17 protein-coding genes and 1 pseudogene are annotated in these 23,132 nt (G+C 56.9%); 14 read left to right on the forward strand and 4 right to left on the reverse strand.

The features are described from left to right. Nucleotides 1-108: 108 nt before the first annotated feature. Nucleotides 109-588, forward strand: a complete 480-nt coding sequence (locus ACOTYN_RS10415; protein WP_014882308.1) for an arginine repressor — start codon at nucleotides 109-111, stop codon at nucleotides 586-588. Between the two features lie 3 nt (nucleotides 589-591). Here ACOTYN_RS10415 and ACOTYN_RS10420 read toward each other — a convergent pair. After that, a pseudogene (locus ACOTYN_RS10420) lies at nucleotides 592-709 on the reverse strand (hypothetical protein). Between ACOTYN_RS10420 and ACOTYN_RS10425 the strand changes: the two are divergent. From ACOTYN_RS10425 to gbpA, 5 genes are all read left to right on the forward strand, one after another. Continuing rightward, nucleotides 689-793 (forward strand): pyrBI operon leader peptide, encoded by a 105-nt coding sequence (locus tag ACOTYN_RS10425; protein WP_270784326.1) that lies wholly within the window; start codon nucleotides 689-691, stop codon nucleotides 791-793. The pseudogene ACOTYN_RS10420 and the gene ACOTYN_RS10425 overlap by 21 nt on opposite strands. A 34-nt stretch (nucleotides 794-827) precedes the next feature. Then, entirely contained in the window at nucleotides 828-1,760 is a 933-nt protein-coding gene (pyrB, locus tag ACOTYN_RS10430) for an aspartate carbamoyltransferase (RefSeq protein ID WP_014882307.1), read from the forward strand. 12 nt (nucleotides 1,761-1,772) lie between these two features. Next, the gene (gene pyrI, locus ACOTYN_RS10435; RefSeq protein WP_014882306.1) at nucleotides 1,773-2,234 is read left to right on the forward strand and encodes an aspartate carbamoyltransferase regulatory subunit; all 462 of its coding nucleotides are present in this window, start codon (nucleotides 1,773-1,775) and stop codon (nucleotides 2,232-2,234) included. Nucleotides 2,235-2,308: 74 nt separating this feature from the next. After that, nucleotides 2,309-2,695 carry a 2-iminobutanoate/2-iminopropanoate deaminase gene (gene ridA, locus ACOTYN_RS10440; protein WP_014882305.1) on the forward strand — a complete coding sequence of 129 codons (387 nt, stop codon included), beginning with the start codon at nucleotides 2,309-2,311 and terminating at the stop codon, nucleotides 2,693-2,695. 133 nt (nucleotides 2,696-2,828) lie between these two features. Beyond that, nucleotides 2,829-4,280: an N-acetylglucosamine-binding protein GbpA gene (gene gbpA, locus ACOTYN_RS10445; RefSeq protein WP_045281932.1), complete on the forward strand. Its 1,452-nt coding sequence runs from the start codon at nucleotides 2,829-2,831 to the stop codon at nucleotides 4,278-4,280. Nucleotides 4,281-4,365: 85 nt separating this feature from the next. Here gbpA and ACOTYN_RS10450 read toward each other — a convergent pair whose 3' ends face one another. Together ACOTYN_RS10450 and mgtA are read right to left on the reverse strand one after the other, a co-directional pair. Continuing rightward, entirely contained in the window at nucleotides 4,366-6,750 is a 2,385-nt protein-coding gene (locus ACOTYN_RS10450; RefSeq protein WP_332957711.1) for a beta-N-acetylhexosaminidase, read from the reverse strand. A 199-nt stretch (nucleotides 6,751-6,949) separates the two neighbouring features. Beyond that, nucleotides 6,950-9,658: a magnesium-translocating P-type ATPase gene (gene mgtA / locus ACOTYN_RS10455; RefSeq protein ID WP_332957713.1), complete on the reverse strand. Its 2,709-nt coding sequence runs from the start codon at nucleotides 9,656-9,658 to the stop codon at nucleotides 6,950-6,952. Between the two features lie 390 nt (nucleotides 9,659-10,048). On the opposite strand from mgtA, the gene treR reads away from it, so the two are divergent. The 4 genes from treR to ACOTYN_RS10475 all read left to right on the forward strand — a co-directional run bounded on the left by treR (nucleotide 10,049) and on the right by ACOTYN_RS10475 (nucleotide 15,132). Then, a complete protein-coding gene (treR, locus tag ACOTYN_RS10460) occupies nucleotides 10,049-10,996 on the forward strand; it encodes a trehalose operon repressor TreR (RefSeq protein ID WP_014882301.1) in 948 nt (315 codons plus the stop codon). A 127-nt stretch (nucleotides 10,997-11,123) separates the two neighbouring features. Next, nucleotides 11,124-12,542, forward strand: coding sequence for a PTS trehalose transporter subunit IIBC (treB, locus tag ACOTYN_RS10465; protein ID WP_014882300.1), 1,419 nt, complete (start codon nucleotides 11,124-11,126; stop codon nucleotides 12,540-12,542). Nucleotides 12,543-12,593: 51 nt separating this feature from the next. After that, complete coding sequence (gene treC, locus ACOTYN_RS10470; RefSeq protein ID WP_071922658.1) at nucleotides 12,594-14,249, forward strand: alpha,alpha-phosphotrehalase; 1,656 nt, start codon at nucleotides 12,594-12,596, stop codon at nucleotides 14,247-14,249. Nucleotides 14,250-14,385: 136 nt separating this feature from the next. Further along, nucleotides 14,386-15,132 carry an oligogalacturonate-specific porin KdgM family protein gene (locus ACOTYN_RS10475; protein ID WP_332957717.1) on the forward strand — a complete coding sequence of 249 codons (747 nt, stop codon included), beginning with the start codon at nucleotides 14,386-14,388 and terminating at the stop codon, nucleotides 15,130-15,132. A gap of 8 nt (nucleotides 15,133-15,140) precedes the next feature. Here ACOTYN_RS10475 and ACOTYN_RS10480 read toward each other — a convergent pair whose 3' ends face one another. Further along, nucleotides 15,141-15,800 carry a MurR/RpiR family transcriptional regulator gene (locus tag ACOTYN_RS10480; protein ID WP_071922659.1) on the reverse strand — a complete coding sequence of 220 codons (660 nt, stop codon included), beginning with the start codon at nucleotides 15,798-15,800 and terminating at the stop codon, nucleotides 15,141-15,143. Between the two features lie 179 nt (nucleotides 15,801-15,979). Between ACOTYN_RS10480 and ACOTYN_RS10485 the strand changes: the two genes are divergently transcribed. From ACOTYN_RS10485 to nrdD, 4 genes are all read left to right on the forward strand, one after another. Further along, on the forward strand, nucleotides 15,980-17,383 hold the full coding sequence (locus tag ACOTYN_RS10485; protein WP_071922660.1) for a PTS fructose transporter subunit IIC: 1,404 nt from the start codon (nucleotides 15,980-15,982) through the stop codon (nucleotides 17,381-17,383). Nucleotides 17,384-17,393: 10 nt separating this feature from the next. Continuing rightward, on the forward strand, nucleotides 17,394-19,991 hold the full coding sequence (locus tag ACOTYN_RS10490) for a glycoside hydrolase family 38 C-terminal domain-containing protein (RefSeq protein WP_332957721.1): 2,598 nt from the start codon (nucleotides 17,394-17,396) through the stop codon (nucleotides 19,989-19,991). Nucleotide 19,992: 1 nt separating this feature from the next. Then, nucleotides 19,993-20,565: a PTS sugar transporter subunit IIA gene (locus tag ACOTYN_RS10495; protein ID WP_023331891.1), complete on the forward strand. Its 573-nt coding sequence runs from the start codon at nucleotides 19,993-19,995 to the stop codon at nucleotides 20,563-20,565. 369 nt (nucleotides 20,566-20,934) lie between these two features. Continuing rightward, the gene (gene nrdD, locus ACOTYN_RS10500; RefSeq protein ID WP_048997307.1) at nucleotides 20,935-23,073 is read left to right on the forward strand and encodes an anaerobic ribonucleoside-triphosphate reductase; all 2,139 of its coding nucleotides are present in this window, start codon (nucleotides 20,935-20,937) and stop codon (nucleotides 23,071-23,073) included. Nucleotides 23,074-23,132: the final 59 nt, after the last annotated feature.

Here is a 23,132-nt window from a genome sequence, read left to right on the forward strand (position 1 = left end):
ATGTTCCCGGTCTGATCTGTCACCTATGTATCCGGTCATACACTGCGCTTATCCGGCCTGTGGATCGGTGCGGTGTCACCGGTTATTTCGGGAACTGATATGGGAACTATGATGGATTACGAAGAGTACTCTCCCAAAGAGCAACTACAGCTAACGGTCTGCCAGCGTCTGATCGCGGAAAAGGGCTATCTCTCTCAGGAGGAGATCCGCCGCGACTTACAGGAGCGGGGTTTTGAGACCATCAGCCAGTCCACCGTTTCACGTCTGCTCAAGTTGCTCGGTGTCATAAAAATTCGAAATGCCAAAGGGCTAAAGATTTATTCGCTGAATCCCCAGCTGCGCCCGGCTCCTGATGCCGCGCGCACCGTGTCCGAAATGGTGGTGAGCGTTGAGCACAATAGCGAATTTATCCTTATCCATACCGTTGCCGGATATGGCCGCGCGGTGGCGCGTATCCTGGATTATCACCAGTTACCGGAAATTTTAGGCGTGGTGGCCGGAAGCAGTATCGTCTGGGTCGCCCCTCGGGTGGTGAAGCGCACCGCGCTGGTGCATAAGCAAATTAATTATTTACTCAGAACGCATTAATATTCATAAAGAACCGTTTGCATTGAGTAAAGCGTGCATTAAATCGCTTGATCCGCAAAGCGAGCTGCGTATAATGCCCGACAATTTGCCGGGAGGATGCATGGTCAAGCGTGTACGACATAACGTCTTACCGCGTCTGAAATCAGACGCTGTCCTGCCGTTTTTCTTCCCGTTGCTTAATCTATTCCCAGAGCCCCTCATTTGAGGGGCTTTTTTTTGCCCGGCGTCAGGAGATAAACATGAATCCGCTTTATCAAAAACACATCATTTCCATAAACGACCTCAGCCGCGAAGAGCTGGAACTGGTTCTGGAAACCGCGGCAAAACTGAAGGCCAATCCGCAACCGGAGCTGCTGAAGCACAAGGTGATTGCGAGCTGCTTCTTTGAAGCCTCGACCCGCACCCGCCTCTCCTTTGAAACCTCCATGCACCGCCTGGGCGCGAGCGTGGTGGGCTTCTCAGACAGCAGCAACACGTCGCTGGGTAAAAAAGGCGAGACCCTGGCGGATACCATTTCAGTGATCAGCACCTACGTAGACGCGATTGTGATGCGCCACCCGCAGGAGGGCGCGGCGCGCCTGGCGACCGAGTTTTCCGGCGGCATCCCGGTACTGAACGCCGGGGACGGTGCTAACCAGCATCCGACGCAGACCCTGCTGGATCTGTTCACCATTCAGGAGACGCAGGGCACGCTGGAGAACCTTAACATCGCCATGGTCGGCGACCTGAAATATGGCCGCACCGTCCACTCCCTGACCCAGGCGCTGGCGAAATTTAACGGCAACCGCTTTTTCTTCATCGCCCCAGATGCGCTGGCGATGCCGCAGTACATTCTCGATATGCTGGACGAAAAAGGCATTGCGTGGAGCCTGCACGCCAGCATCGAAGAGGTGATGAGCCACGTGGATATTCTCTACATGACCCGCGTGCAGAAAGAGCGTCTGGATCCTTCCGAGTACGCCAACGTGAAGGCGCAGTTTGTCCTGCGCGCCAGCGACCTCGACGGCGCGCGCGACAACATGAAGGTGCTGCACCCGCTGCCGCGCATCGATGAGATCACCACTGACGTGGATAAAACGCCGCACGCCTGGTACTTCCAGCAGGCCGGGAACGGTATCTTCGCCCGCCAGGCGTTACTGGCACTGGTTCTGAATCGCGACTTAGCTCTGTAAGGGGAGACGACCATGACACACGATAACAAACTCCAGGTTGAAGCCATCAAACGTGGCACCGTGATTGACCACATCCCTGCGCAGGTGGGCTTTAAGCTGCTGACGCTGTTCAAACTGACCGAGACCGATCAGCGCATCACCATTGGCCTGAACCTGCCGTCGGGCGAGATGGGCCGCAAGGACTTGATCAAAATCGAGAATACCTTCCTGACCGACGAGCAGGTCAACCAGCTGTCGCTGTACGCACCGGATGCCACCGTCAACCGCATCGACGAGTATGAAGTGGTCGGCAAATCCCATCCTGGCCTGCCGGATCGCATCGAGAGCGTGCTGGTCTGTCCGAACAGCAACTGCATCAGTCATGCTGAGCCGGTTTCATCCAGTTTTGCAGTGAAAAAACGCGCTGATGACATCGCACTCAAATGCAAATACTGCGAAAAAGAGTTTTCTCATTATGTGGTGCTGGCCAACTAATTGAGGTTGGTAAAGGATCCCGGCCTCCCTATAATGGCCGGGAACATTTAATCAGCTGTTATTCTGGAGAAATCATGACCAAAGTACTCGCGACGGAAAATGCACCCGCGGCTATCGGCCCGTACGTTCAGGGCGTTGATCTGGGCAGCATGATCATCACCTCGGGCCAGATCCCGGTGAACCCAAAAACCGGTGAAGTGCCAGCCGACGTAGCGGCACAGGCGCGTCAGTCGCTGGAAAACGTGCAGGCTATCGTTGAATCTGCCGGTCTGAAAGTGGGCGACATCGTGAAAACGACCGTGTTCGTGAAAGATCTGAACGATTTCGCGACCGTTAACGCCACTTACGAAGCATTCTTTACCGAACACAACGCGACCTTCCCGGCGCGCTCCTGCGTTGAAGTGGCGCGTCTGCCAAAAGACGTGAAAATTGAAATCGAAGCGATCGCCGTGCGCCGCTAATCAATTTCAGGCAAACCAGGGCAGCTTCGGCTGCCTTTTTTATTTGGCTATTTTTACCTTCGTAATACGATGACGACGCGGTCCGGGAATAAATACACTCGCACACCTTTATACATTCCCGCTTCGGACAAAAATGAAAATCTCCAGAATTGCGTTGGCTATGGCCACTCTTACGGTAGCCTCTTCTGCGCTGGCACACGGCTATATCGAATCCCCTGCCAGCCGCGCTTATATGTGTAAACAGGGACAAAATATTGACTGCGGTCTGGTGGAATATGAACCCCAGAGCGTAGAGCGTGCCTCCGGTTTCCCGTCAGGGAGCCTGCCGCCGGATGGCGAACTCGCCAGCGCCGGGATTGCCAACTACTCGCAGCTTGATAAGCAAAGCCAGAATGCCTGGACCAAAACGCCGATGACCGCCGGGGTACATCAGTTTGTCTGGCATCACACCGCGCCGCACAAAACCACCAACTGGCGCTATTACATCACCAAACAAAACTGGAACCCGAATAAGCCGCTGACCCGCGACCAGTTCGACTTAACGCCGTTTTGTACGGTAAACGGCAACGGCCAGGCGCCCGCAATGACCCAGTCGATGAACTGTAACGTGCCGGAACGTACCGGTTATCAGGTGATTTACGGCGTGTGGGAAATTGCCGATACGCCCAACAGTTTCTATCAGGCCATCGACGTGGACTTCGGTAACGGCGGCAACGTCACGCCGGATGAAACCCCGGTCGCCGCCTCCGTCTGGAGCAAAACGCTGAGCGGCCAGGTTGCGGGTAACAACCTCAACGTGGGCGATAAAGTAATTGCTCGCTTCTTCGATGCCAACGGCGAAATCGCCTCCATGGCGACCGAGCTGACTATCGCCTCGGCTCAACAGGGAGATGCCAACCAGTGGGCCTACGATCTGGCGCAAAAAATTAACAGCGCTCATCACGACGTGCGCGTCGGCGTGAAGGATGAAAGCGGAGACGTTAGCCCGGTTCACGGCGCAAACAGCGTCTTCGTAAAAGAAGACAGTACGCTAAAGTCAGTGGCTATCTCTTATGAAGAGCAAAAAGCGGTGGTTAATGAATCCATTGCCGTGACTGACCTGCATTACAGCAAAGTGACTCACGGTGCCGCGACGGTGACATTCCACGTCAATACTCAGGGTGACGTGAACCTTGAAGCACACGTATTGAACCATCCCGGAGCGGAAAAAGGTTATCTGAAGCAGGATATGAATAACAGCAACCAGGATGTGACCATGAACCTGACAAACGTCACGCCAGGGCACCACATGCTGAAATACTACGCCACCAATAAAGCCGGCACCCTGTTCGCGCAGGACGTGCTGGATATGATGCTCGAAGGTGAAGCAACCTCCGGCGATACCGGTAAATCTGATTTTATCTTCCCGGATAATCTTGCCTCTTATAAGGCGGGCACCGTGGTGTTGCAGCCCAAAGACGGTAAGACCTACGAGTGCAAGCCATTCCCGTACAGCGGGTACTGCAAGCAGTACAGTTCGACCTCTACCCAGTTCGAGCCCGGCGTGGGTTCAGACTGGAAAGAGGCGTGGATATTGAAGAACTGAGTTGCCTTTACGCCCGGCGGCACTTCGTTTGCCGGGCCTACACGTCACGTAGGCCCGGTAAGCGTAGCGCCACCGGGCGCTTATGTTACTGGTTTCGCGTCGCCCTGAGCAGCGTCTCCAGCGGATACACCGCCGCAATCACCACTTCTTCCTGCACCTTCGCCGCGTTATCCAGCTCGCGTTGAATCGAGGCGATCTCTTTGTCATCCAGCGTGCCCTGTCGCGCCACCAGATCCGTCAGCCTCAGGCCAATTGCGGCAAGCTTATCCACCTCCAGGATCACCGGTTTAATCGCCTTCAGCTGATAGCTGTTTTCGCTCAGCGCCAGCGCGTCGCTGGTGTTGCTCTGCCAGCGATTAAAGACGTGGCGCAGCGCGTCGGCGCTTTCCGCGTCTTCCGCATCGCTCACCAGACGGTCCGCCCATTTGTTCATCTGACGCACGGTGATGCTTTCCGCATTCAGCGCATCCGCGAGGCGGTTAAGAGGCTCAAACTGGTGATAGTTTCCCGCCTGGAACTTGAGGTGCTGACGGGTGTAATACTGGGCCGGTTCAAGCGCCTGCGCGAGGATTTGCAGCGGCAACGTGTCGGCATTATTCGCGAGCCGCGTGAATTGCACCTGCTGCTGGGTATGCTGCTGCAGGCCAACCGACACCGTCGTCCAGCTGTCCATCGCCTGCAGGCGGGTATACATGTTGTCGACATCATTGACGTCCTGCGCGGACCATAACCGCTCCGCCACCGCAAACGTCCGCGGCCACAGGCGGATATCCAGCACCGGTGCGACCACATTTTCCGCCCACAGCGCGGCTTCTCCGCCGAGCAAATTAGCCTGATTCGCCACGTCCGGCACTACCGGTGGGATCCCTTTCGGCACCTCGTCCAGACGGGTACCGCTAATCGGATAGCGGGTATTGCCCACCAGGAAGTAACCGGTGAGCTTGTCGTTATCGACGGAGACGACCGGGCGCGTTTCGCCCATCCAGGTATCAACGGTAAACGTCACCTGATTGTCGTCGCGCCACGCAATATCCTGCACCGCACGGCGGGATTTCCCGGCAAAATCAATAAAACCGCGCCAGCCGGCGTCCCCTTTCACCAGGGTAAAACTCCCCTCGACTGGCTTGCCTTTCAGACGCGGCATGGAGAAGGCCCAGCTCTGGGCGCTGTCGGTGTCTGCTATCACGTCCACGCCATTCAGCCCCTGGGGAACGATTTCATTGCGGTAGTGATAGGCGGTGGACTGGGGTTGATCGAGGTAGAAACCGGTCGAAAGAATGCCCTTGTAGCCGGTTTGCGCCACCTTACCCAGCGCGTCCTGCCCCTGCCAGGACTGGATCAGAATGCTTTTCGGTAAGTCAGGGTGATAGATCTCATCCCAGCCGACCATCTGCCGATGATGTTTCTCGAGGATCGTCTCCAGCTTGCGGTTGAAATAGGCCTGCAGCGCGTGGCTGTCCGCCAGCGTGTTGTCGCGCATGAACGTCTGGATCGCGGCGTTCGCTTTCCACTGGCTGTCGTCCACCTCATCCCCGCCGATGTGCAGATACGGATCCGGGAAGATCGCCGCCAGTTCGCTGACCATCGCGTCAGCAAAGGCGTATGTGGCCTCTTTGGTCGGATCAAGCACCGGCTTCAGCACGCCCCAGTTGCGCTCCATTTTGTAGGGCCCCGGCGCGCTCATCAGCTCCGGGTAGGCCACAGCAATCGCCGAGGCGTGGCCCGGCATGTCGATCTCCGGCACCACGCGGATACCGCGCTCGGTGGCATAGCGAACAATCTCGCGCATCTGCTCAGGGGTATAGAACAGCCCGTCGCTGGCAAGCTGCGTCAGCTTCGGGTAACGCCTCGAGCTGAAGCGCCAGCCCTGATCGTCGGTTAAGTGCCAGTGCAGGACGTTAAGCTTTGCGGCCGCCATGCCGTCAATCTGGCGTTTGATATCCACGACGGGAATGAAATGGCGCGCCGAGTCGAGCAGCAGCCCTCGCCACGGGAAGCGCGGCGCGTCTTCAATGGTCACCCACGGCAGCGACGTGTTTTCCGCGCCGTTTTGCACCAGCTGGAGCAGCGTTTCCATCGCCCGCAGCGCGCCGAAGCGGGTGTTGGCGGAGATGTTCACACCGTTGGCATCCACCGTGAGCTTATAGCTTTCATCGCTGTCCGGCAGCGGCTGTGGCTTCACCTTTTTGGCGATGGCGATGCGAATGGTCGGTTTGTCCGGTTGCTCAGCCTGCGGCTGTAGCGTCCAGCCGGTTTGCAGGGCGATACGCTGACGCAGGCGGTTGACCGCGTCGCCGAGATCGTCGCCGCTGACGGTCACGGAAAGTTGGCTGGTGAGCACCAGTGCGCCCTGCGTGGTCGGGCGTTCCACCTTCTCAGGCCAGGGCATTAACGGGAGATCCCCTGCCGGGGCGGCAAAGGCAGAGGCGCCGAGCAGCAGCCCGGCGGTTAAGAGGCTGTACCGTAACATGAATGTTCCTTATCTGACGGGCCAAATAAAGGCAAAACATTCTGTTAACATGCGTACAAATTGTCGTCAAGCGAATGCGCCGACGGCGATCACAGGTTGTTAAATTTGGGAAGAAAGCTATTGCCCGGTGGCGCTGCGCTTACCGGGCCTACGTGACGGGAGTAGGCCGGGTAAGGCGAAGCCGCCACCCGGCAAAAAATCACTGCCACCCATACCGACGCGCATAAAACCCTTTCACCATCTGCGTCAGCACCATGTAGCCCGCGAGGATCGCCACCAGCCACGGGAAGTAGCTCAGCGGCAGCGCCTGAAGCTGCAGGTAACTTGCCAGCGGCGAGAACGGCAGCGCGATGCCGAGCGCCATCACAATGCCCGTCATCACAATCAGCGGCCATGCGGCACGGCTCTGGATGAACGGAATGCGGCGCGTGCGGATCATATGCACAATCAGCGTTTGCGACAGCAGACCCACCACGAACCAGCCGGACTGGAACAAGGTCTGATGTTCCGGCGTGTTGGCATGGAACACAAACCACATCAGGCAGAAGGTCAGGATGTCGAAGATGGAGCTGATCGGCCCAAAGAACAGCATAAAGCGCCCCAGATCGGACGGGTTCCAGCGCTGCGGCTTCTGGATCTGCTCGTCGTCGACGTTATCAAACGGGATCGCCACCTGGGACACGTCGTACATCAGGTTCTGGATCAGCAGGTGCAGCGGCAGCATCGGCAGGAACGGCAGAAACGCGCTGGCCACCAGGACGCTGAACACGTTACCGAAGTTGGAGCTGGCGGTCATTTTGATGTACTTGAGCATGTTGGCGAAGGTGCGACGCCCTTCGATAACGCCCTCCTCCAGCACCATCAGGCTTTTTTCCAGCAGGATAATATCCGCCGCTTCGCGGGCAATATCCACCGCGCCGTCCACGGAGATGCCAATATCCGCGGCACGCAGGGCGGGCGCATCGTTGATGCCGTCGCCCATAAAGCCGACCACGTGGCCTTCGCGGCGTAGCAGGGTGACAATGCGCTCTTTATGCATCGGTGTCAGACGGGCAAACAGCGTGGTGCGCTGCGCCAGTTTCGCCAGCTCGTCGTCGGACAGGTGCTCAATGTCGCTGCCCACGACCACCTCGCCCGCATCCAGCCCGACTTCGTGACACACTTTCGCGGCCACCAGCTCGCTGTCGCCGGTGAGGATTTTAACGGTGATACCGCTCGCCTTCAGCGCTTTGAGCGCAGGCGCGGTGGTCTCTTTCGGCGGATCGAGGAATGCGATGTAACCCTCGAGGATCAAATCGGATTCGTCGATACGCTGATAATCCCCCTCGCGCGCGGGCAGAAACTTGCTCGCCACCGCCACCACGCGCAGCCCCTGACGGTTCAGGTTGTCGGTAACGCGCTTAATGCGGCGCAGCATGGTGTCGTCCAGCGGCACGATCTCACCGTTATGGCGCACCTGCGTCGACACATTCAGGATCTCCTGCAGCGCGCCTTTGCAGATCAGCTGGTGCACGTCCGGCTGCTCGCTCACCACCACCGACATGCGGCGGCGCTCGAAATCAAACGGGATCTCATCCACCTTCTGCCAGCGACCGGAGAGCGTGCGGGCGGCTTCCTCATCGACCCCTTCCAGCACCGCCACGTCGAGCAGGTTCTTCAGCCCGGTCTGGTAATGGCTGTTCAGCCACGCGCTGTGCAGCACGCGTTCGCTGGTTTTACCGGCGATATCGGTGTGGTTCTCCAGCACGATTTTATCCTGCGTCAGGGTGCCGGTTTTGTCGGTGCAGAGAATGTCCATCGCGCCAAAGTTCTGGATAGCGTCGAGGTGCTTGACGATCACTTTCTGTTTCGAGAGCTTCACCGCCCCACGCGCCAGCGTGGAGGTGACAATCATCGGCAGCATTTCCGGCGTTAAGCCAACGGCCACGGAGAGGGCAAACAGCGCCGCCTCCCACCAGTCGCCCTTGGTGTAGCCGTTGATCAACAGCACAATCGGCGTCATCAACATCATAAAGCGGATCAGCAGCATGCTGACGCGGCCAATCCCTTTCTGGAAGGCATTCGGCTCGCTCTCCTGCTCGCTGACGCGTCCGGCAAGCTGACCAAACCAGGTGTTGCCCCCGGTCGCGGTGACAATCGCCTGCGCCGTACCGCTGACGACCGTGGTTCCCATAAAGCACAGGGTGTCGCACTCAAGCGGGTTCATCTGCTGCGGATCACGGCTGCGCGCCACCTTTTCAACGGGCAGGGATTCCCCGGTCAGGGAGGCCTGGGCGACAAACAGATCCCGCGCCTGAATGATGCGTAAATCCGCAGGAATCATGTCCCCCGCGGCCAGCTTCACCAGGTCACCCGGCACCAGCTGGTCAATGGGCAGCTCCACCCAGGCGTTTTCGCCGAGGTCGTTAATCACGCGCGAGACGGTCGCGGTGTTGCTGACCATCGCTTTCAGGGCGTCCGCCGCTTTGGTGGAGCGGGCTTCCTGAATAAAGTTCAGCAGCGTGGAAATCCCCACCATCAGGGCAATCACCCCTGCGGCAAAGAGATCTTCCGTCGCGTAGGAGATGATGCCGAGCACGGTCAGCAGCAGGTTGAAGGGGTTGCGGTAGCAGAGCCACAGGTGCACCCACCACGGAGACGGTTTTTGCGCCGGAATTTGGTTATCGCCGTGTACGGCGCGGATTTTGTCCACTTCCGTCGCGTTCAGCCCTTCCGGGTGGCCGCCAAAGGCGCGCCAGACTTCATTTTCATCCATTGCCGCCACGTTCAGGCAGCGTTCGGTCAGGGAAGCGGGAATCGCAGCACCCGCGATGTTTTTGGCATTGGGCAGCGGGTCGCGCTGAATAAGACGATGTGGCAGGTGGCGGCTCAGCAGAGCCTGCAGCTGCCGGGTGATATTTTTAAACATAGTCATTCCTCCGCATCCGCAACGGCGGACGCAGCATTCCCTTCAGGCATGGCAAAGCCGTACCTGTCAGGCACTCAATTTTTCAAGCAGGAACGTTTGGGACGTTGCTGCCTCACATCACCGGTGAGACAGCAAAAGCTGGCTTACCGGAAAGAACGTGTTCTCCCGTTCAGGAGAGGTGTGGGATCGGGATCCATGGAGCCTCCGGTAAGTAAAAAACAGGGTGTCGCCGCGCAGTATAAGGATTTAAGCGTACCCTTTGTGACGATTCGGGCGGTATTATACCCCCCTGCAAATAAACCGAACGTAAACCAGACTTTGCCCATAGCGAAATCGCGCTATAGCATTAGGCTCAATTGATCATTTTGTCGTTGTTACAGGGAAAACAGCATGCAGAACCGCCTTACCATTAAAGACATCGCGCGTTTAAGCGGCGTGGGGAAATCGACCGTCTCACGCGTGCTGAATAACGAAAGCGGTGTCAGCGAACGCACACGCGAGCGCGTCGAGGCGGTGATGAATCAGCACGGCTTTTCCCCTTCCCGCTCCGCGCGCGCTATGCGTGGGCAGAGTGATAAAGTGGTCGCGATTATTGTCTCTCGTCTGGATTCGCTCTCGGAGAACCTTGCCGTGCAGACCATGCTGCCCGCCTTTTACGAGCAGGGATATGACCCCATCATGATGGAGAGCCAGTTCTCGCCGCAGCTGGTTGAAGAGCATCTGGGCATGCTCCAGCGACGCAACATTGACGGCGTGGTGCTGTTCGGCTTTACCGGCATTAAAGACGAGATGCTAAAACCCTGGCAGCCCTCACTGGTCATGATGGCGCGCGACGCCCACGGTTTTGCCTCTGTCTGTTATGACGACGAGGGGGCGATTATCACCCTGATGCAGCGTCTGTACGATAAAGGCCATCGCCATATCAGCTTCCTCGGCGTCCCCCACACCGACGTCACCACCGGCAAGCGTCGCCATGAGGCCTATCTGGCGTTTTGCAAAAAGCACAACCTCCCGGCCGTCGCCTCCCTGCCGGGTCTGGGCATGAAGCAAGGCTACGAGCAGGTTGCCAGTGTCCTGACCCCGCAGACAACCGCGCTGGTGTGCGCCACGGATACGCTGGCGCTGGGAGCCAGCAAATACCTTCAGGAGCAGCGCATCGACAGCCTGCAGGTGGCGAGCGTCGGCAGCACGCCGCTGATGAAGTTTCTGCACCCGGAGATCATCACCGTCGATCCGGGTTATGCCGAGTCCGGCAGACAGGCCGCCGCGCAGCTGATCGAGCAGATCAACGGGCGGAGCGAGCCGCGGCAGATCGTGATTCCCGCTCATCTTTCATAGCCCCTCTGAAGCGTTTATTGTGATCTTCGCCCGATTTCGGGAACGTTCCCATTTTCGCCGTCACGCTGAAAGAGTAGGCTTGCGCTCAGGTCATTACACCCCTCACCATCTGTCATGAGGTTTCATGATGAGTAAAGTCAAACAAGCAGATATTGATCAGCTGATCGTCCTGGTCGGCGGCCGCGAAAACATCGCAACCGTTAGCCATTGCATTACCCGCCTGCGCTTCGTGCTGAACGATCCGGCCAAAGCGAACCCGAAGGCGATTGAAGAACTCAAAATGGTTAAAGGCTGCTTCACCAACGCCGGGCAGTTCCAGGTGGTCATTGGTACCGAAGTGGGCGATTACTATCAGGCTCTGCTGGCAACCACCGGGCACAGCTCGGCGGATAAAGAGCAGGCCAAGAAGGCTGCACGCCAGAATATGAAGTGGCACGAGCAGCTGATTTCCCACTTCGCGGAGATCTTCTTCCCGCTGCTGCCGGCGCTGATCAGCGGCGGCTTAATTCTCGGTTTCCGTAACGTCATCGGTGATGTGCCGATGAGCGACGGCAAAACCCTGGCGCAGATGTATCCGGCGCTGAAAACCGTTTACGACTTCCTGTGGCTGATTGGTGAAGCGATCTTCTTCTATCTGCCGGTCGGGATTTGCTGGTCCGCGGTGCGCAAAATGGGCGGTACGCCGATTCTCGGTATCGTGCTGGGCGTCACGCTGGTCTCTCCGCAGTTAATGAACGCTTACTTACTTGGTCAGCAGGTGCCTGAAGTGTGGAACTTCGGTCTGTTCACCATCGCCAAAGTGGGCTATCAGGCGCAGGTTATCCCGGCCCTGCTGGCGGGGCTGATGCTGGGCTTTATTGAGACACGCCTGAAGCGCATCGTGCCGGATTATCTCTATCTGGTGGTCGTTCCGGTCTGCTCGCTGATTCTGGCCGTCTTCCTGGCACATGCGTTTATCGGTCCGTTTGGCCGCATGATCGGCGACGGCGTGGCCTTCGCGGTGCGCCACCTGATGACCGGCAGCTTCGCACCGATTGGCGCCGCGCTGTTTGGCTTCCTGTACGCCCCGCTGGTGATCACCGGTGTACACCAGACCACGCTGGCCATTGATATGCAGATGATCCAGAGCCTCGGCGGCACGCCGGTCTGGCCGATTATCGCCCTGTCTAACATTGCGCAGGCGTCTGCGGTGACCGGCATCATCATCGTCAGCCGTAAGCACAACGAGCGCGAGATCTCCGTTCCGGCCGCCATCTCCGCCTACCTCGGCGTCACCGAACCGGCGATGTACGGTATCAACCTGAAATACCGCTTCCCGATGCTCTGCGCGATGATCGGTTCCGGTCTGGCAGGCCTGGTGTGCGGTCTGAACGGCGTGATGGCGAACGGGATTGGCGTGGGCGGTCTGCCGGGCATTCTCTCCATCCAGCCCGCTTACTGGCAGGTGTTTGCCCTGGCAATGGCGATTGCGATTATCGTCCCAATGGCGCTCACCACCGTGGTTTATCAGCGTAAGTTCCGTCAGGGCGCGCTGCAGATTGTTTAACTTCATCTTTCGGGGCGCAGTTGCGCCCCTTCGCATTTGCAGGAACGCATTATGAATACCCTTCCTCACTGGTGGCAGAACGGCGTCATCTATCAGATCTATCCAAAGAGTTTTCAGGACACGACCGGCAGTGGCACCGGCGATTTACGCGGCGTGACCGCGCGGCTGGACTACCTGAAAACCCTCGGCATTGACGCCATCTGGCTGACGCCGTTTTATATCTCGCCGCAGGTGGATAACGGCTATGACGTGGCGAATTACATCGCCATCGACCCGGCGTACGGTACGCTGGATGATTTTGACGAACTGGTCGCCGGGGCGCATCAACGCGGTATTCGCATCGTGCTGGATATGGTGTTCAACCACACGTCAACCCAGCACGCCTGGTTCCGGGAATCACTGAATAAGGAAAGCCCGTACCGCCAGTTCTACATCTGGCGCGACGGTACGCCGGAGCAACTGCCTAACAACTGGCGCTCCAAGTTTGGCGGCAACGCCTGGCGCTGGCACGCCGAGAGCGAGCAGTATTACCTGCACCTCTTCGCGCCGGAGCAGGCGGATCTCAACTGGGAAAACCCGGAGGTGCGCGCCGAGCTGAAAAAGGTATGCGAGTTCTGGGCCGATCGCGGCGTGGACGGCTTACGTCTGGACGTCATTAACCTGATTTCAAAAGATCAGGATTTCCCGAATGACGAAACGGGCGACGGTCGCCGCTTCTACACGGACGGGCCGCGCATCCACGAATATCTTCAGGAGATGAGCCGCGACGTCTTTACCCCGCGCAACCTGATGACGGTGGGCGAAATGTCCTCGACCTCGCTGGAGAATTGCCAGCAGTATGCCTCGCTCGACGGGCGCGAGCTGTCGATGACCTTTAACTTCCATCACCTGAAGGTGGATTACCCGGGCGGTGAAAAATGGACGAAGGCGAAACCGGACTTTGTCGCGCTGAAAACCCTCTTCCGCCACTGGCAGCAGGGGATGCACAACAAAGCCTGGAACGCGCTGTTCTGGTGTAACCACGATCAGCCGCGCATCGTTTCACGCTTTGGCGACGAAGGGGAACACCGCGTAGCCGCAGCGAAAATGCTGGGCATGGTGCTGCACGGTATGCAGGGCACGCCGTACATTTATCAGGGCGAGGAGCTGGGGATGACCAACCCGCACTTCAGCCGCATAACCGATTATCGCGATGTGGAAAGCCTGAATATGTTCGCCGAAATGCGGGCAAACGGTCGCGATCCTGAGGAACTGCTGGCGATTCTGGCAAGCAAATCCCGCGATAACGGCCGCACGCCAATGCAGTGGGACGCCTCGCACAATGCGGGCTTTAGCGAGGGCGAGCCGTGGATTGGCGTCTGCGATAACTACGAAACCGTGAACGCCCGCGCGGCGCTGGACGACCAGGACTCGGTGTTTTACACCTACCAGTCGCTGATTCGCCTGCGCAAAACGCTGCCGCTGCTCACGTGGGGCGACTATGAGGATCTGCTCCCGGACCATCCTTCCCTGTGGTGTTATCGCCGTCAGTGGCAGGGGCAGACGCTGAGAGTGGTGGCGAACCTGAGTCACGAGCGTCAGCAGTGGCAACCGGAGCCGGTACAGGGCGCATGGCGGGTCGCACTCAGCAACTATGATGATGTCCCCACCCGTCCCGACACGATGCTCTTGCGCCCGTTTGAAGCTATCTGGTGGGTGCAGGAATAACTATCAGGAGATACAGCATGCTGTATCTCTTTTTTTTATGTTTAGCGATACGCTAAATGTACGACGATAACTTTTACATCGTGGCGTGCCGAAAATAAAAATAGCCCTGCCAATCAAATAACCTCGGCAGGACATTATGAAAAAGAGAATTATTAAAGCAACGTGTATTAGCGCACTATTATTAAGCACACAGGGATGGTGCGGAAATACATCCGTCGACCTTCGTTTTGGTCACAACACAAACTCAGACGTCAATGATTCCCGTATTAAGGTCATGCATCAGGCGGAGAATGGTTTTTACTTCTCCGTTGAAGCCGCACAAAACCACAATGATACCTTTTTTGGCGATACCGACCGATATAACCCAGACGAAAAAGGCTTAACGGAAGCGGCACAAGAGATTGAAACGCGCTGGCGCTTCGATCTTGGAAACGGCTTTGCCGTAGCGCCGGGCATGGTGACGGTTTTCACCGTCAGCAATACCCATTACCGCCCCTTCATTCAGGGCTGGAAAGCGTTCGATAACGGTCTGAATCTCGCCGCCCGTTATCGCTATAACACCGTCAATGACGCGCACAGCGACAAAGAACTCGACGGCAGCGGGTATACCCGCCGCCAGTCACACCAGTTCGACATCTGGTTCGCGTATAACATTGGCAAATTCGGGATGTCCTACAACCCACGCTTCCGCTGGCAGGATGGTGTCGATCAGGGAACCGGGGATGATACCTACTGGGAACATACCGTCGCCTTCAACTACAAGCTCGACGATGGCTGGACGCCTTACGTCGAACTGGTTTCACTGGATAAAACCTATATCAACGATGACGGCAACCATGAAAATGATTATGCCGTCCGTCTGGGGATAGTGAAGCAGCTCTGACGACCTGACTACACCGTATCGTGCTGCAGCAGCCTGCAGCCGATACGGTCTACTGCACTTAACAGTTCCAGCTGCCCTTCCCGCTGATATAACGATACCGTGTTGATATCAATCAACAACGGCCAGCATAGAGAAGAGAGCGCGGCCAGCGTAGACCCCTCTCGCGTGATCGCAATAATCTTTAATCCTTTGCGCAGCGCGTTACGCGCCATTTCAATTAACGACTGCGTCTCTCCGGATTTACTGATCAACACCAGCGTTCCCTTCGATACCCGCGTCAGCTGGTGCATATCGTTGAGAATAAGGTGCGGCAGGCTCGCCAGAGATAAAAAACGCGACAGGTAGTTGAGGCTGGTGAGTGATGCGCCCCGTGCATAGAGAAAAATATGGCTGGAATGGGTCAGCAACCTGGACATCTCCACCACAATCTCCTCCGCCTGCGGCCCCACGTCAGGGTTTACAGGCGCAGGGGTAAAATGATCGCGCAAAAAACGATACCGAAGCTCGGTATAACTTTTATACCCCATTTTCTTACACACGCGATTAACGGAGGTTGTCGTGGTAAAAGTATCACGGGCAATCTCTTTTGCCGATATAGTAGAAATATGAGTAGCGTGATGCTGAATGTATTCAAATATCAAACGCTCACTTCCCTGAAATGAATTCATATATTACACCCTGTTTAATCCTGGCATGACTTTACCACAGCCGAAAAATATCCTCTGGAAGGCGCTTCACATATTGCAAGCCCGCGTATGACGATACGTAATAAGTATTAGCAAACATTAAAAACTGTTTTGGCTTCTCTTTATACTTTCCCTGTTTTCACATCCAGGGAATTATGACAATGACGAAACAAAAAGTTGTCGCGGTAACGGCCTGCCCGACAGGCATTGCACACACGTTTATGGCCGCGAATAAAATTATCGCATGGGCTAAAGCGCATAACATTGAGGTAAAGGTCGAAACGCAGGGTAGCGACGGTGTTAAAAATCGCTTAACAAAACAGGATATTGCTTCTGCCACCGCCATTATTCTGGCAACCGACGTCCCCATTCAGGATGCCGAACGTTTTGATGACATACCTCACCTTCAGACACGAACACAAGAGCTGATCAAGCACACCGACCGCTATCTGCGTCAGGCGCTGGCAATGGAAAAAAATGCGACCGCGGTAGCAGATGAAGACGAGGCCGATCTCCGGCGTTCGGCTTACCAGATATTTATTGGCCATATCATGGCGGCCATCAGCTATATGTTACCGGTCGTGGTCATGGGTGGCCTGATGATGGCGACGGCCAAAATTACCGGCCAGTTTATTAACATTGAACATTCGCCGTTCAGCGTGCTGGATAAAGTGGGCTTTATGACCATCAAGTTCATGTATCCGGTCTTCGCCATGTATCTGGCGTTTGCCATTGCCGGAAAACCGGCGCTGATCCCCGGGCTTATCGGCGGCATCATGTCAGACGAAGTCTACAAGCGCTTCTTTGATATCGAGGGCTTTATGCCCTCCGGCTTTTTCGGCGCGATTGGCATTGGCTTCTTTGTGGGCTATCTGGTGCGCTGGCTCAACGATTCGATTCATGTCCGCCAGCAGCTCACCACCATTAAAACCATGCTAATCGTCCCGCTGATCACCGGCATTACGCTGGTGATGGTCATGGAATATCTGATTAACCCGATTTTTGGCTCGCTTAATCAGCTGATGGTGGTCTTTTTTACCTCGGCAGGTGACACCGGACGCGGGTTCTATTCCGCAATGATCGCCGCGGGCACCGCTTTCGACCTTGGTGGTCCGGTCAATAAGGCGGCAGGCTCGGTCGCGCTCGGCCTGAATGGCATGAGCGAGACGTTTGATTTAACCGCCCGCGAACTCTCTATCGTGATCCCCTCCATTGGCGTCGGTTTTGCCGCATTCCTCAACGGCCGCTTTGGTCTGCCGGATGTCTTCAGCCGGGAAGAAAAAACCGTTGGCAGCACCTCGTTATTGCTGGGCGTAATCGGGATCTCCGAAGGCGCTATCCCGTTCATCCTGAAAAACCCACGCCTGATCCCGGTGTTCATGACCGGTGCCGTCGCCGGTGCGCTGGTGGCGATTGCACTCGGCGTGAAGCAGACGCTGCCTCTGCCCGCCATCTGGGGCTGGCCGCTGGCGACCAATGTGGCGGGCTATCTGGCGAGCGTCTTTATTGGCGCACTGATTTGCGCCCTGGGCGTGCTTTATGTCAGCCCAAAGAACGTCAGGTGAGGGAAACATCATGAGTCAGATCCACGTTATTGCCCACACGCACTGGGATCAGGAGTGGTATTTCACCCGTCAGGACAGCATGGTGCTGGCGTCATATAACTTTGCGGATGTTATCAACACGCTGGAGCAGGACCCGGCTTATGCCTGCTATCACCTTGACGGGCAGATGGCGGTCGTGGAGGACTTTCTTGCGATCAATCCCGATTATCGCGCCAGGCTGGAAAAGCTGGTCAGAGAAAAAAGGATTTTCGTCGGGCCGTGGTATACCCAGACGGACACCTACAACGTGCATGGCGAATCCATTATCCGCAACCTGAAGTACGGCATCTTCGCCGCCCGAACGCTGGGACATGCGATGCAGGTCGGTTATCTGCCGGATACCTTCGGCCACAATGCGCAGATGCCGACGATTTTGCAGGGCTGCAATATCGATAACATCGTCTTCTGGCGCGGTATCGATCACGACCGGCAGGCCAAACGCAGCCAGTTTATCTGGCGCGCGCCGTCAGGGGCGAGCGTCATCGCCTGCGCGATGGCGCTCGGGTATGGCGCGGCTAAAAATATCGCTTCGCAAGCCAGCCATCTGCAGGGGAAAATCTACCCGATGGTCGATTTGCTGCGTTCACGGGCCGGTATCGATGACCTGCTCCTGCCCTGCGGCGGCGATCAGGTCAGCATCGACCCGGCGCTGCCGACTATCCTGCAGGTCGCCAGCAAACACTCTCCCAACCAGGATTGGTACACCATCAGTTCGCTGGAGCGTTACGTCGACATCCTGCGCGCGCAGCGTGAGCAGTTTGAAAGCTGGGAAGGCGAGCTGAAATCGCCACGCTACACCCGCATCCATAAAACGATCGGCTCCGTGCGCTACGACATTAAAAAGAAAAATGATGAGATTGAGCAGTATATCCTGCGACAGCTGGAGCCGACGATTGCCATGGCGCGGCATCAGGGGCTACCGGTCAATCTCTCTGTGGTCGATACCCTCTGGAAGACGCTTTTGCGAAGCCACGCCCACGACTCTATCGGCGGCTGTAATAGCGATGCGACCAATCGCGACATTCTGCATCGGCTGGAACAAACCGAGCAGCTGTGTCACAGCCTGTGGAATCTGGTGGTAAAAACGCTGGCCTCTGCCTGTGCTCAGGAAGGGGACCTGCTGATCTTCAATCCGCTGACCACCCCAATGCGGCGCGTGGTTAAAACCACGCTGTATAGCCGGGCTGAACATATCGCGCTGACGTATCAGGGGCAGCCCGTGCGCTTCGACGTCCTGAAAAGAGACATTTTACCCGGCGGAACGGCGATCTCCCTCACTGCCGAAGGCGAGTGTGAAACGCCCCTTCCTCCCTATTTCCGCTGGCACATTGCTGTCCAGACGCCGGTTCTGCCGTCGGTTGGCTATCTCACCGTGAACGTTGAGAATAACCCTGCGCCGTTACGACAGCCTGAACAGAAAAAGGGCCGCGAAATAGAAAATGCGCATTATCGGCTGATGCTGGACGCCGGAACGCTTACCCTTGAGGACAAACACACGGGTAGATGCATCCCCGCGTTCTTTACCCTCGAAGACTGCGCGGATGCGGGCGACAGCTACGATTTCTCCCCGCTTGCAGGCGATACGCCAACGCGCTGTTCCCATTTCACACTCATTGATTGCCTGAAAACGCCTCTTGTCGAAAAGCTGATTATTGAGGCGACGCTGCTTCTGCCGCCGGATCTCGCCGGACATCAGGATGCAGTCAGAAAACCGTTATGCCTGCGTCTGGCGTGTGAATTGCGCCATGACGATCCGAACCTGTATGTCGACGGTGCGCTGGAAAACAGCCACTGCGATCACCGGCTGCGCTTGCTGATCAACAGCGATATTCACACGCATCACGCTATCGCCTCACAGCCCTTTGCGATCATCCAACGCGAAACGGGGTATAACGATGAAAACTGGCAGGAACGCTATCGCGAGCTGCCCGTGGATATCGAAACCAGCGAGGGTATTATCGCTGTCGCAGAAGAAGGCAAAGCGCTGGTGGTGAATAGCCGCGGCATGAAGGAGTTTCAGATCCTCGGGGACGAACCGGCAGTGATTGCCCTGACGCTGTTTAAGTCAACGGGTGTGCTCGGACGAAACGACCTTGACTGGCGACCGGGTCGGGCATCCGGGATTAATAATACGGTGGTTGAGACCCCCGATGCCCAGTTGCTGAAGCCGTTGCACTTTTCATTCAGCGTCGCGCTGGCCGACAGTGCCGATCATCTGACGCTACGCCAGCTGGAAAATCTCGCGACCGGGCAGCCGTTTACCTATCAACGGCAAACGCTGCACACGCTCGATCATCGCCTTGAGCGCTTTTCGTTGCGCCTGCCCGAACGCCAGCTTCCGGCACACTTCTCGCTGTTGACCCTACCGGAGCCGCTTATTCTGTCTGCCCTGCCCCATGCCCAACAGTCGCATGGCACGGTCATCCGCGTGTTTAACGCTGGCACGCAGCCGGTTCCCGTTCCGGCAGATCTCGCGGGGCTTCCTCAGATCAACTATCTGGAAGAGCCCGTGCAGCCGGTCACGGCGATCCACCCTTCCGCGACCTGCGATTTTTTGTTAGAGGCTTAATATGAACTTGCTTGCATTGACGCACCCCGATTTGGTTTTTATCAACCCGCCGCACCGTGCGCCTGAAGCGCTGATCCGCTGGCTCGCCGAACCGCTCGTCAGGCGAAACGTCATCGGCGATCAAGAGACATTTATCCAGAGCGTTTTACAGCGTGAAAGTGAAGGTCCCACGGCCCTGGGCGAAGCACTTGCCGTTCCACACGGTAAAACCGAGACGGTGCATCAGGCGGCGTTTTGTCTGGCGCTCTTTGACGACCCGATACGCTGGCCGGGGCTGGAGGGGGATGAAGAGGTCAGAATGGTCTTCCTGCTCGCCATTCCCCCTGCAGAAGCAGGCAGCACGCATATGCAGCTGCTCACGACGCTAACCAGCCTGTTGACGGAAGACCGTGTGCGTGAGCAGCTTCTGGCGGCACGCACCCGGGAAGAGGCGCTGTCTGCCCTGAGTACGGAAGAACCGCACATTGAGGATGCGGTGCCCGCGCGTTCCCTTCTCATCCCACTGGTGCTGGGCACTGTCGCTATCGCCGCCTTTTTACAGGCAGGTTTAAGCTGGGTGCGCGGCATCCATTAATCACGTAGCGCTCAGTACAGACCGTGCTGAGCGCTTGTTTTTGTTGAATAATTAATCAGATTTTTCCTTCTGGTCTTTACAATCGCTGAAGCGCCCGCCGTTTGTACTCTCGTCTTTTTACTTTGTTCTGCATCAAATAAATCGCAAACAAGTTTGATGCAAATCACTATATGTAGCACTTAAAATGCTCGCCGACCCAACATGTTGTATTAATCGTCTACTATTCCAACAACAAGACGGCGCTTACGCTGGCCGGAATTGTGGATAACACGAGCCGGGAACGCGGGAAGTCTTTGGCCTGGCGGGGAATGCGCCCGGTGAATACTTCTCCACCTCTGTGGATAAACTGTTTTTAAAAATGGAGTGATCATGACACCGCATGTGATGAAACGTGATGGCTGTAAAGTGCCGTTTAAATCAGAGCGCATCCAGGAAGCCATTCTGCGTGCAGCTAAAGCAGCGGGAGTCGATGACGCAGATTACTGCGCCACCGTCGCAGAAGTCGTTAGCAGCCAGATGAATGAACGCAGCCAGGTTGATATCAACGAGATCCAGACCGCGGTTGAAAATCAGCTGATGGCGGGCCCCTACAAGCAGCTGGCCCGCGCCTACATTGAGTACCGCCACGATCGTGACGTGCAGCGTGAAAAGCGCGGCCGCCTGAACCAGGAGATCCGTGGCCTGGTAGAGCAGACCAACTCTGCCCTGCTCAATGAAAACGCCAACAAAGACAGTAAAGTGATCCCCACCCAGCGCGATCTGCTGGCCGGTATCGTCGCCAAACACTATGCCCGTCAGCACCTGCTGCCGCGCGATGTGGTCTCAGCGCACGAGCGCGGTGAGATCCACTATCACGATCTCGACTATTCACCGTTCTTCCCGATGTTCAACTGTATGCTGATCGACCTGAAAGGCATGCTGACCCACGGGTTTAAAATGGGTAACGCCGAGATTGAACCGCCAAAATCCATCTCCACCGCCACTGCGGTCACGGCACAGATTATCGCCCAGGTCGCCAGCCACATTTACGGCGGCACCACCATTAACCGCATTGACGAAGTGCTGGCCCCGTTTGTGACCGCAAGCTTCAACAAGCACCGCAAAACGGCCGAAGAGTGGCAGATCCCGGACGCCGACGGTTATGCACACTCGCGCACCGAGAAAGAGTGCTATGACGCGTTCCAGTCGCTGGAGTATGAGGTGAATACCCTGCATACCGCCAACGGCCAGACGCCGTTTGTGACCTTCGGTTTTGGCCTGGGCACCAGCTGGGAATCGCGTCTGATCCAGCAGTCCATCCTGCGCAACCGTATCTCCGGCCTCGGTAAGAACCGCAAAACGGCGGTGTTCCCGAAACTGGTATTCGCCATTCGCGACGGGCTGAACCACAAATTTGGCGATCCGAATTACGACATCAAACAGCTGGCGCTGGAGTGCGCGAGCAAGCGCATGTACCCGGATATTCTGAACTACGATCAGGTCGTAAAAGTAACCGGTTCATTTAAAACGCCAATGGGTTGCCGCAGCTTCCTCGGCGTATACGAAGATGAAAACGGCGAGCAGATCCACGACGGGCGTAACAACCTCGGCGTCATCAGCCTGAACCTGCCGCGCATCGCGCTGGAGGCGAAAGGCAATGAAGCGGAATTCTGGACGCTGCTGGATGAACGTCTGCAGCTGGCGCGCAAGGCGCTGATGACCCGTATCGCTCGCCTTGAAGGGGTCAAAGCCCGCGTGGCGCCTATCCTCTATATGGAAGGGGCCTGCGGCGTGCGCCTGAAAGCGGACGATGACGTGTCTGAGATCTTCAAAAACGGCCGCGCGTCGATTTCGCTGGGCTATATCGGCATCCATGAAACCATCAATGCCCTGTCTGGCGGCACGCATATGTATGACAGCGACGCGCTGCGTGAAAAAGGCGTGGCGATTGTTCAGCGCCTGCGCGATGCCGTGGACCAGTGGAAAGAGGAAACCGGCTACGGTTTCAGCCTGTACAGTACCCCAAGCGAGAACCTGTGCGACCGCTTCTGCCGTCTGGACACCGCCGAGTTCGGCATCGTGGAAGGCGTGACCGATAAAGGTTACTACACCAACAGCTTCCACCTCGACGTGGAGAAGAAGGTAAACCCGTACGACAAGATCGACTTTGAAGCGGCATATCCGCCGATCGCCAACGGCGGCTTCATCTGCTACGGCGAGTACCCGAACATTCAGCACAACCTGAAGGCGCTGGAAGACGTGTGGGATTACAGCTATCAGCATGTGCCGTATTACGGCACCAACACGCCCATCGACGAATGCTACGAGTGCGGCTTTACCGGTGAGTTCGAGTGTACCAGCAAAGGCTTTACCTGCCCGAAATGCGGTAACCACGACGCGGCACGCGTGTCGGTAACCCGCCGCGTGTGCGGCTATCTCGGTAGCCCGGATGCGCGTCCGTTTAACGCCGGTAAGCAGGAAGAGGTGAAACGTCGCGTGAAGCATCTGGGGAATGGGCAGATCGGGTAAGTTCTGCGCTGGGTTCTCCCCCTCACCCTACCCCTCTCCCTCAAGGGAGAGGGAACCGA

Source organism: Enterobacter cloacae complex sp. IR5458 (genome assembly GCF_049238025.1).
GTDB lineage: Bacteria > Pseudomonadota > Gammaproteobacteria > Enterobacterales > Enterobacteriaceae > Enterobacter > Enterobacter kobei.

Bases quoted from the DNA above. Each gene is read 5' to 3' on its own strand.
- treB (WP_014882300.1), top strand. From the start codon at position 11,124: ATGAGTAAAGTCAAACAAGCAGATATTGATCAGCTGATCGTCCTGGTC.
- pyrB (WP_014882307.1), top strand. From the start codon at position 828: ATGAATCCGCTTTATCAAAAACACATCATTTCCATAAACGACCTCAGC.
- treR (WP_014882301.1), top strand. From the start codon at position 10,049: ATGCAGAACCGCCTTACCATTAAAGACATCGCGCGTTTAAGCGGCGTG.
- ACOTYN_RS10425 (WP_270784326.1), top strand. From the start codon at position 689: ATGGTCAAGCGTGTACGACATAACGTCTTACCGCGTCTGAAATCAGAC.
- ACOTYN_RS10495 (WP_023331891.1), top strand. From the start codon at position 19,993: ATGAACTTGCTTGCATTGACGCACCCCGATTTGGTTTTTATCAACCCG.
- ACOTYN_RS10480 (WP_071922659.1), bottom strand. From the start codon at position 15,800: ATGAATTCATTTCAGGGAAGTGAGCGTTTGATATTTGAATACATTCAG.
- ACOTYN_RS10450 (WP_332957711.1), bottom strand. From the start codon at position 6,750: ATGTTACGGTACAGCCTCTTAACCGCCGGGCTGCTGCTCGGCGCCTCT.
- ACOTYN_RS10485 (WP_071922660.1), top strand. From the start codon at position 15,980: ATGACGAAACAAAAAGTTGTCGCGGTAACGGCCTGCCCGACAGGCATT.
- ACOTYN_RS10415 (WP_014882308.1), top strand. From the start codon at position 109: ATGATGGATTACGAAGAGTACTCTCCCAAAGAGCAACTACAGCTAACG.
- ridA (WP_014882305.1), top strand. From the start codon at position 2,309: ATGACCAAAGTACTCGCGACGGAAAATGCACCCGCGGCTATCGGCCCG.
- ACOTYN_RS10490 (WP_332957721.1), top strand. From the start codon at position 17,394: ATGAGTCAGATCCACGTTATTGCCCACACGCACTGGGATCAGGAGTGG.
- ACOTYN_RS10475 (WP_332957717.1), top strand. From the start codon at position 14,386: ATGAAAAAGAGAATTATTAAAGCAACGTGTATTAGCGCACTATTATTA.
- nrdD (WP_048997307.1), top strand. From the start codon at position 20,935: ATGACACCGCATGTGATGAAACGTGATGGCTGTAAAGTGCCGTTTAAA.
- mgtA (WP_332957713.1), bottom strand. From the start codon at position 9,658: ATGTTTAAAAATATCACCCGGCAGCTGCAGGCTCTGCTGAGCCGCCAC.
- gbpA (WP_045281932.1), top strand. From the start codon at position 2,829: ATGAAAATCTCCAGAATTGCGTTGGCTATGGCCACTCTTACGGTAGCC.
- treC (WP_071922658.1), top strand. From the start codon at position 12,594: ATGAATACCCTTCCTCACTGGTGGCAGAACGGCGTCATCTATCAGATC.
- pyrI (WP_014882306.1), top strand. From the start codon at position 1,773: ATGACACACGATAACAAACTCCAGGTTGAAGCCATCAAACGTGGCACC.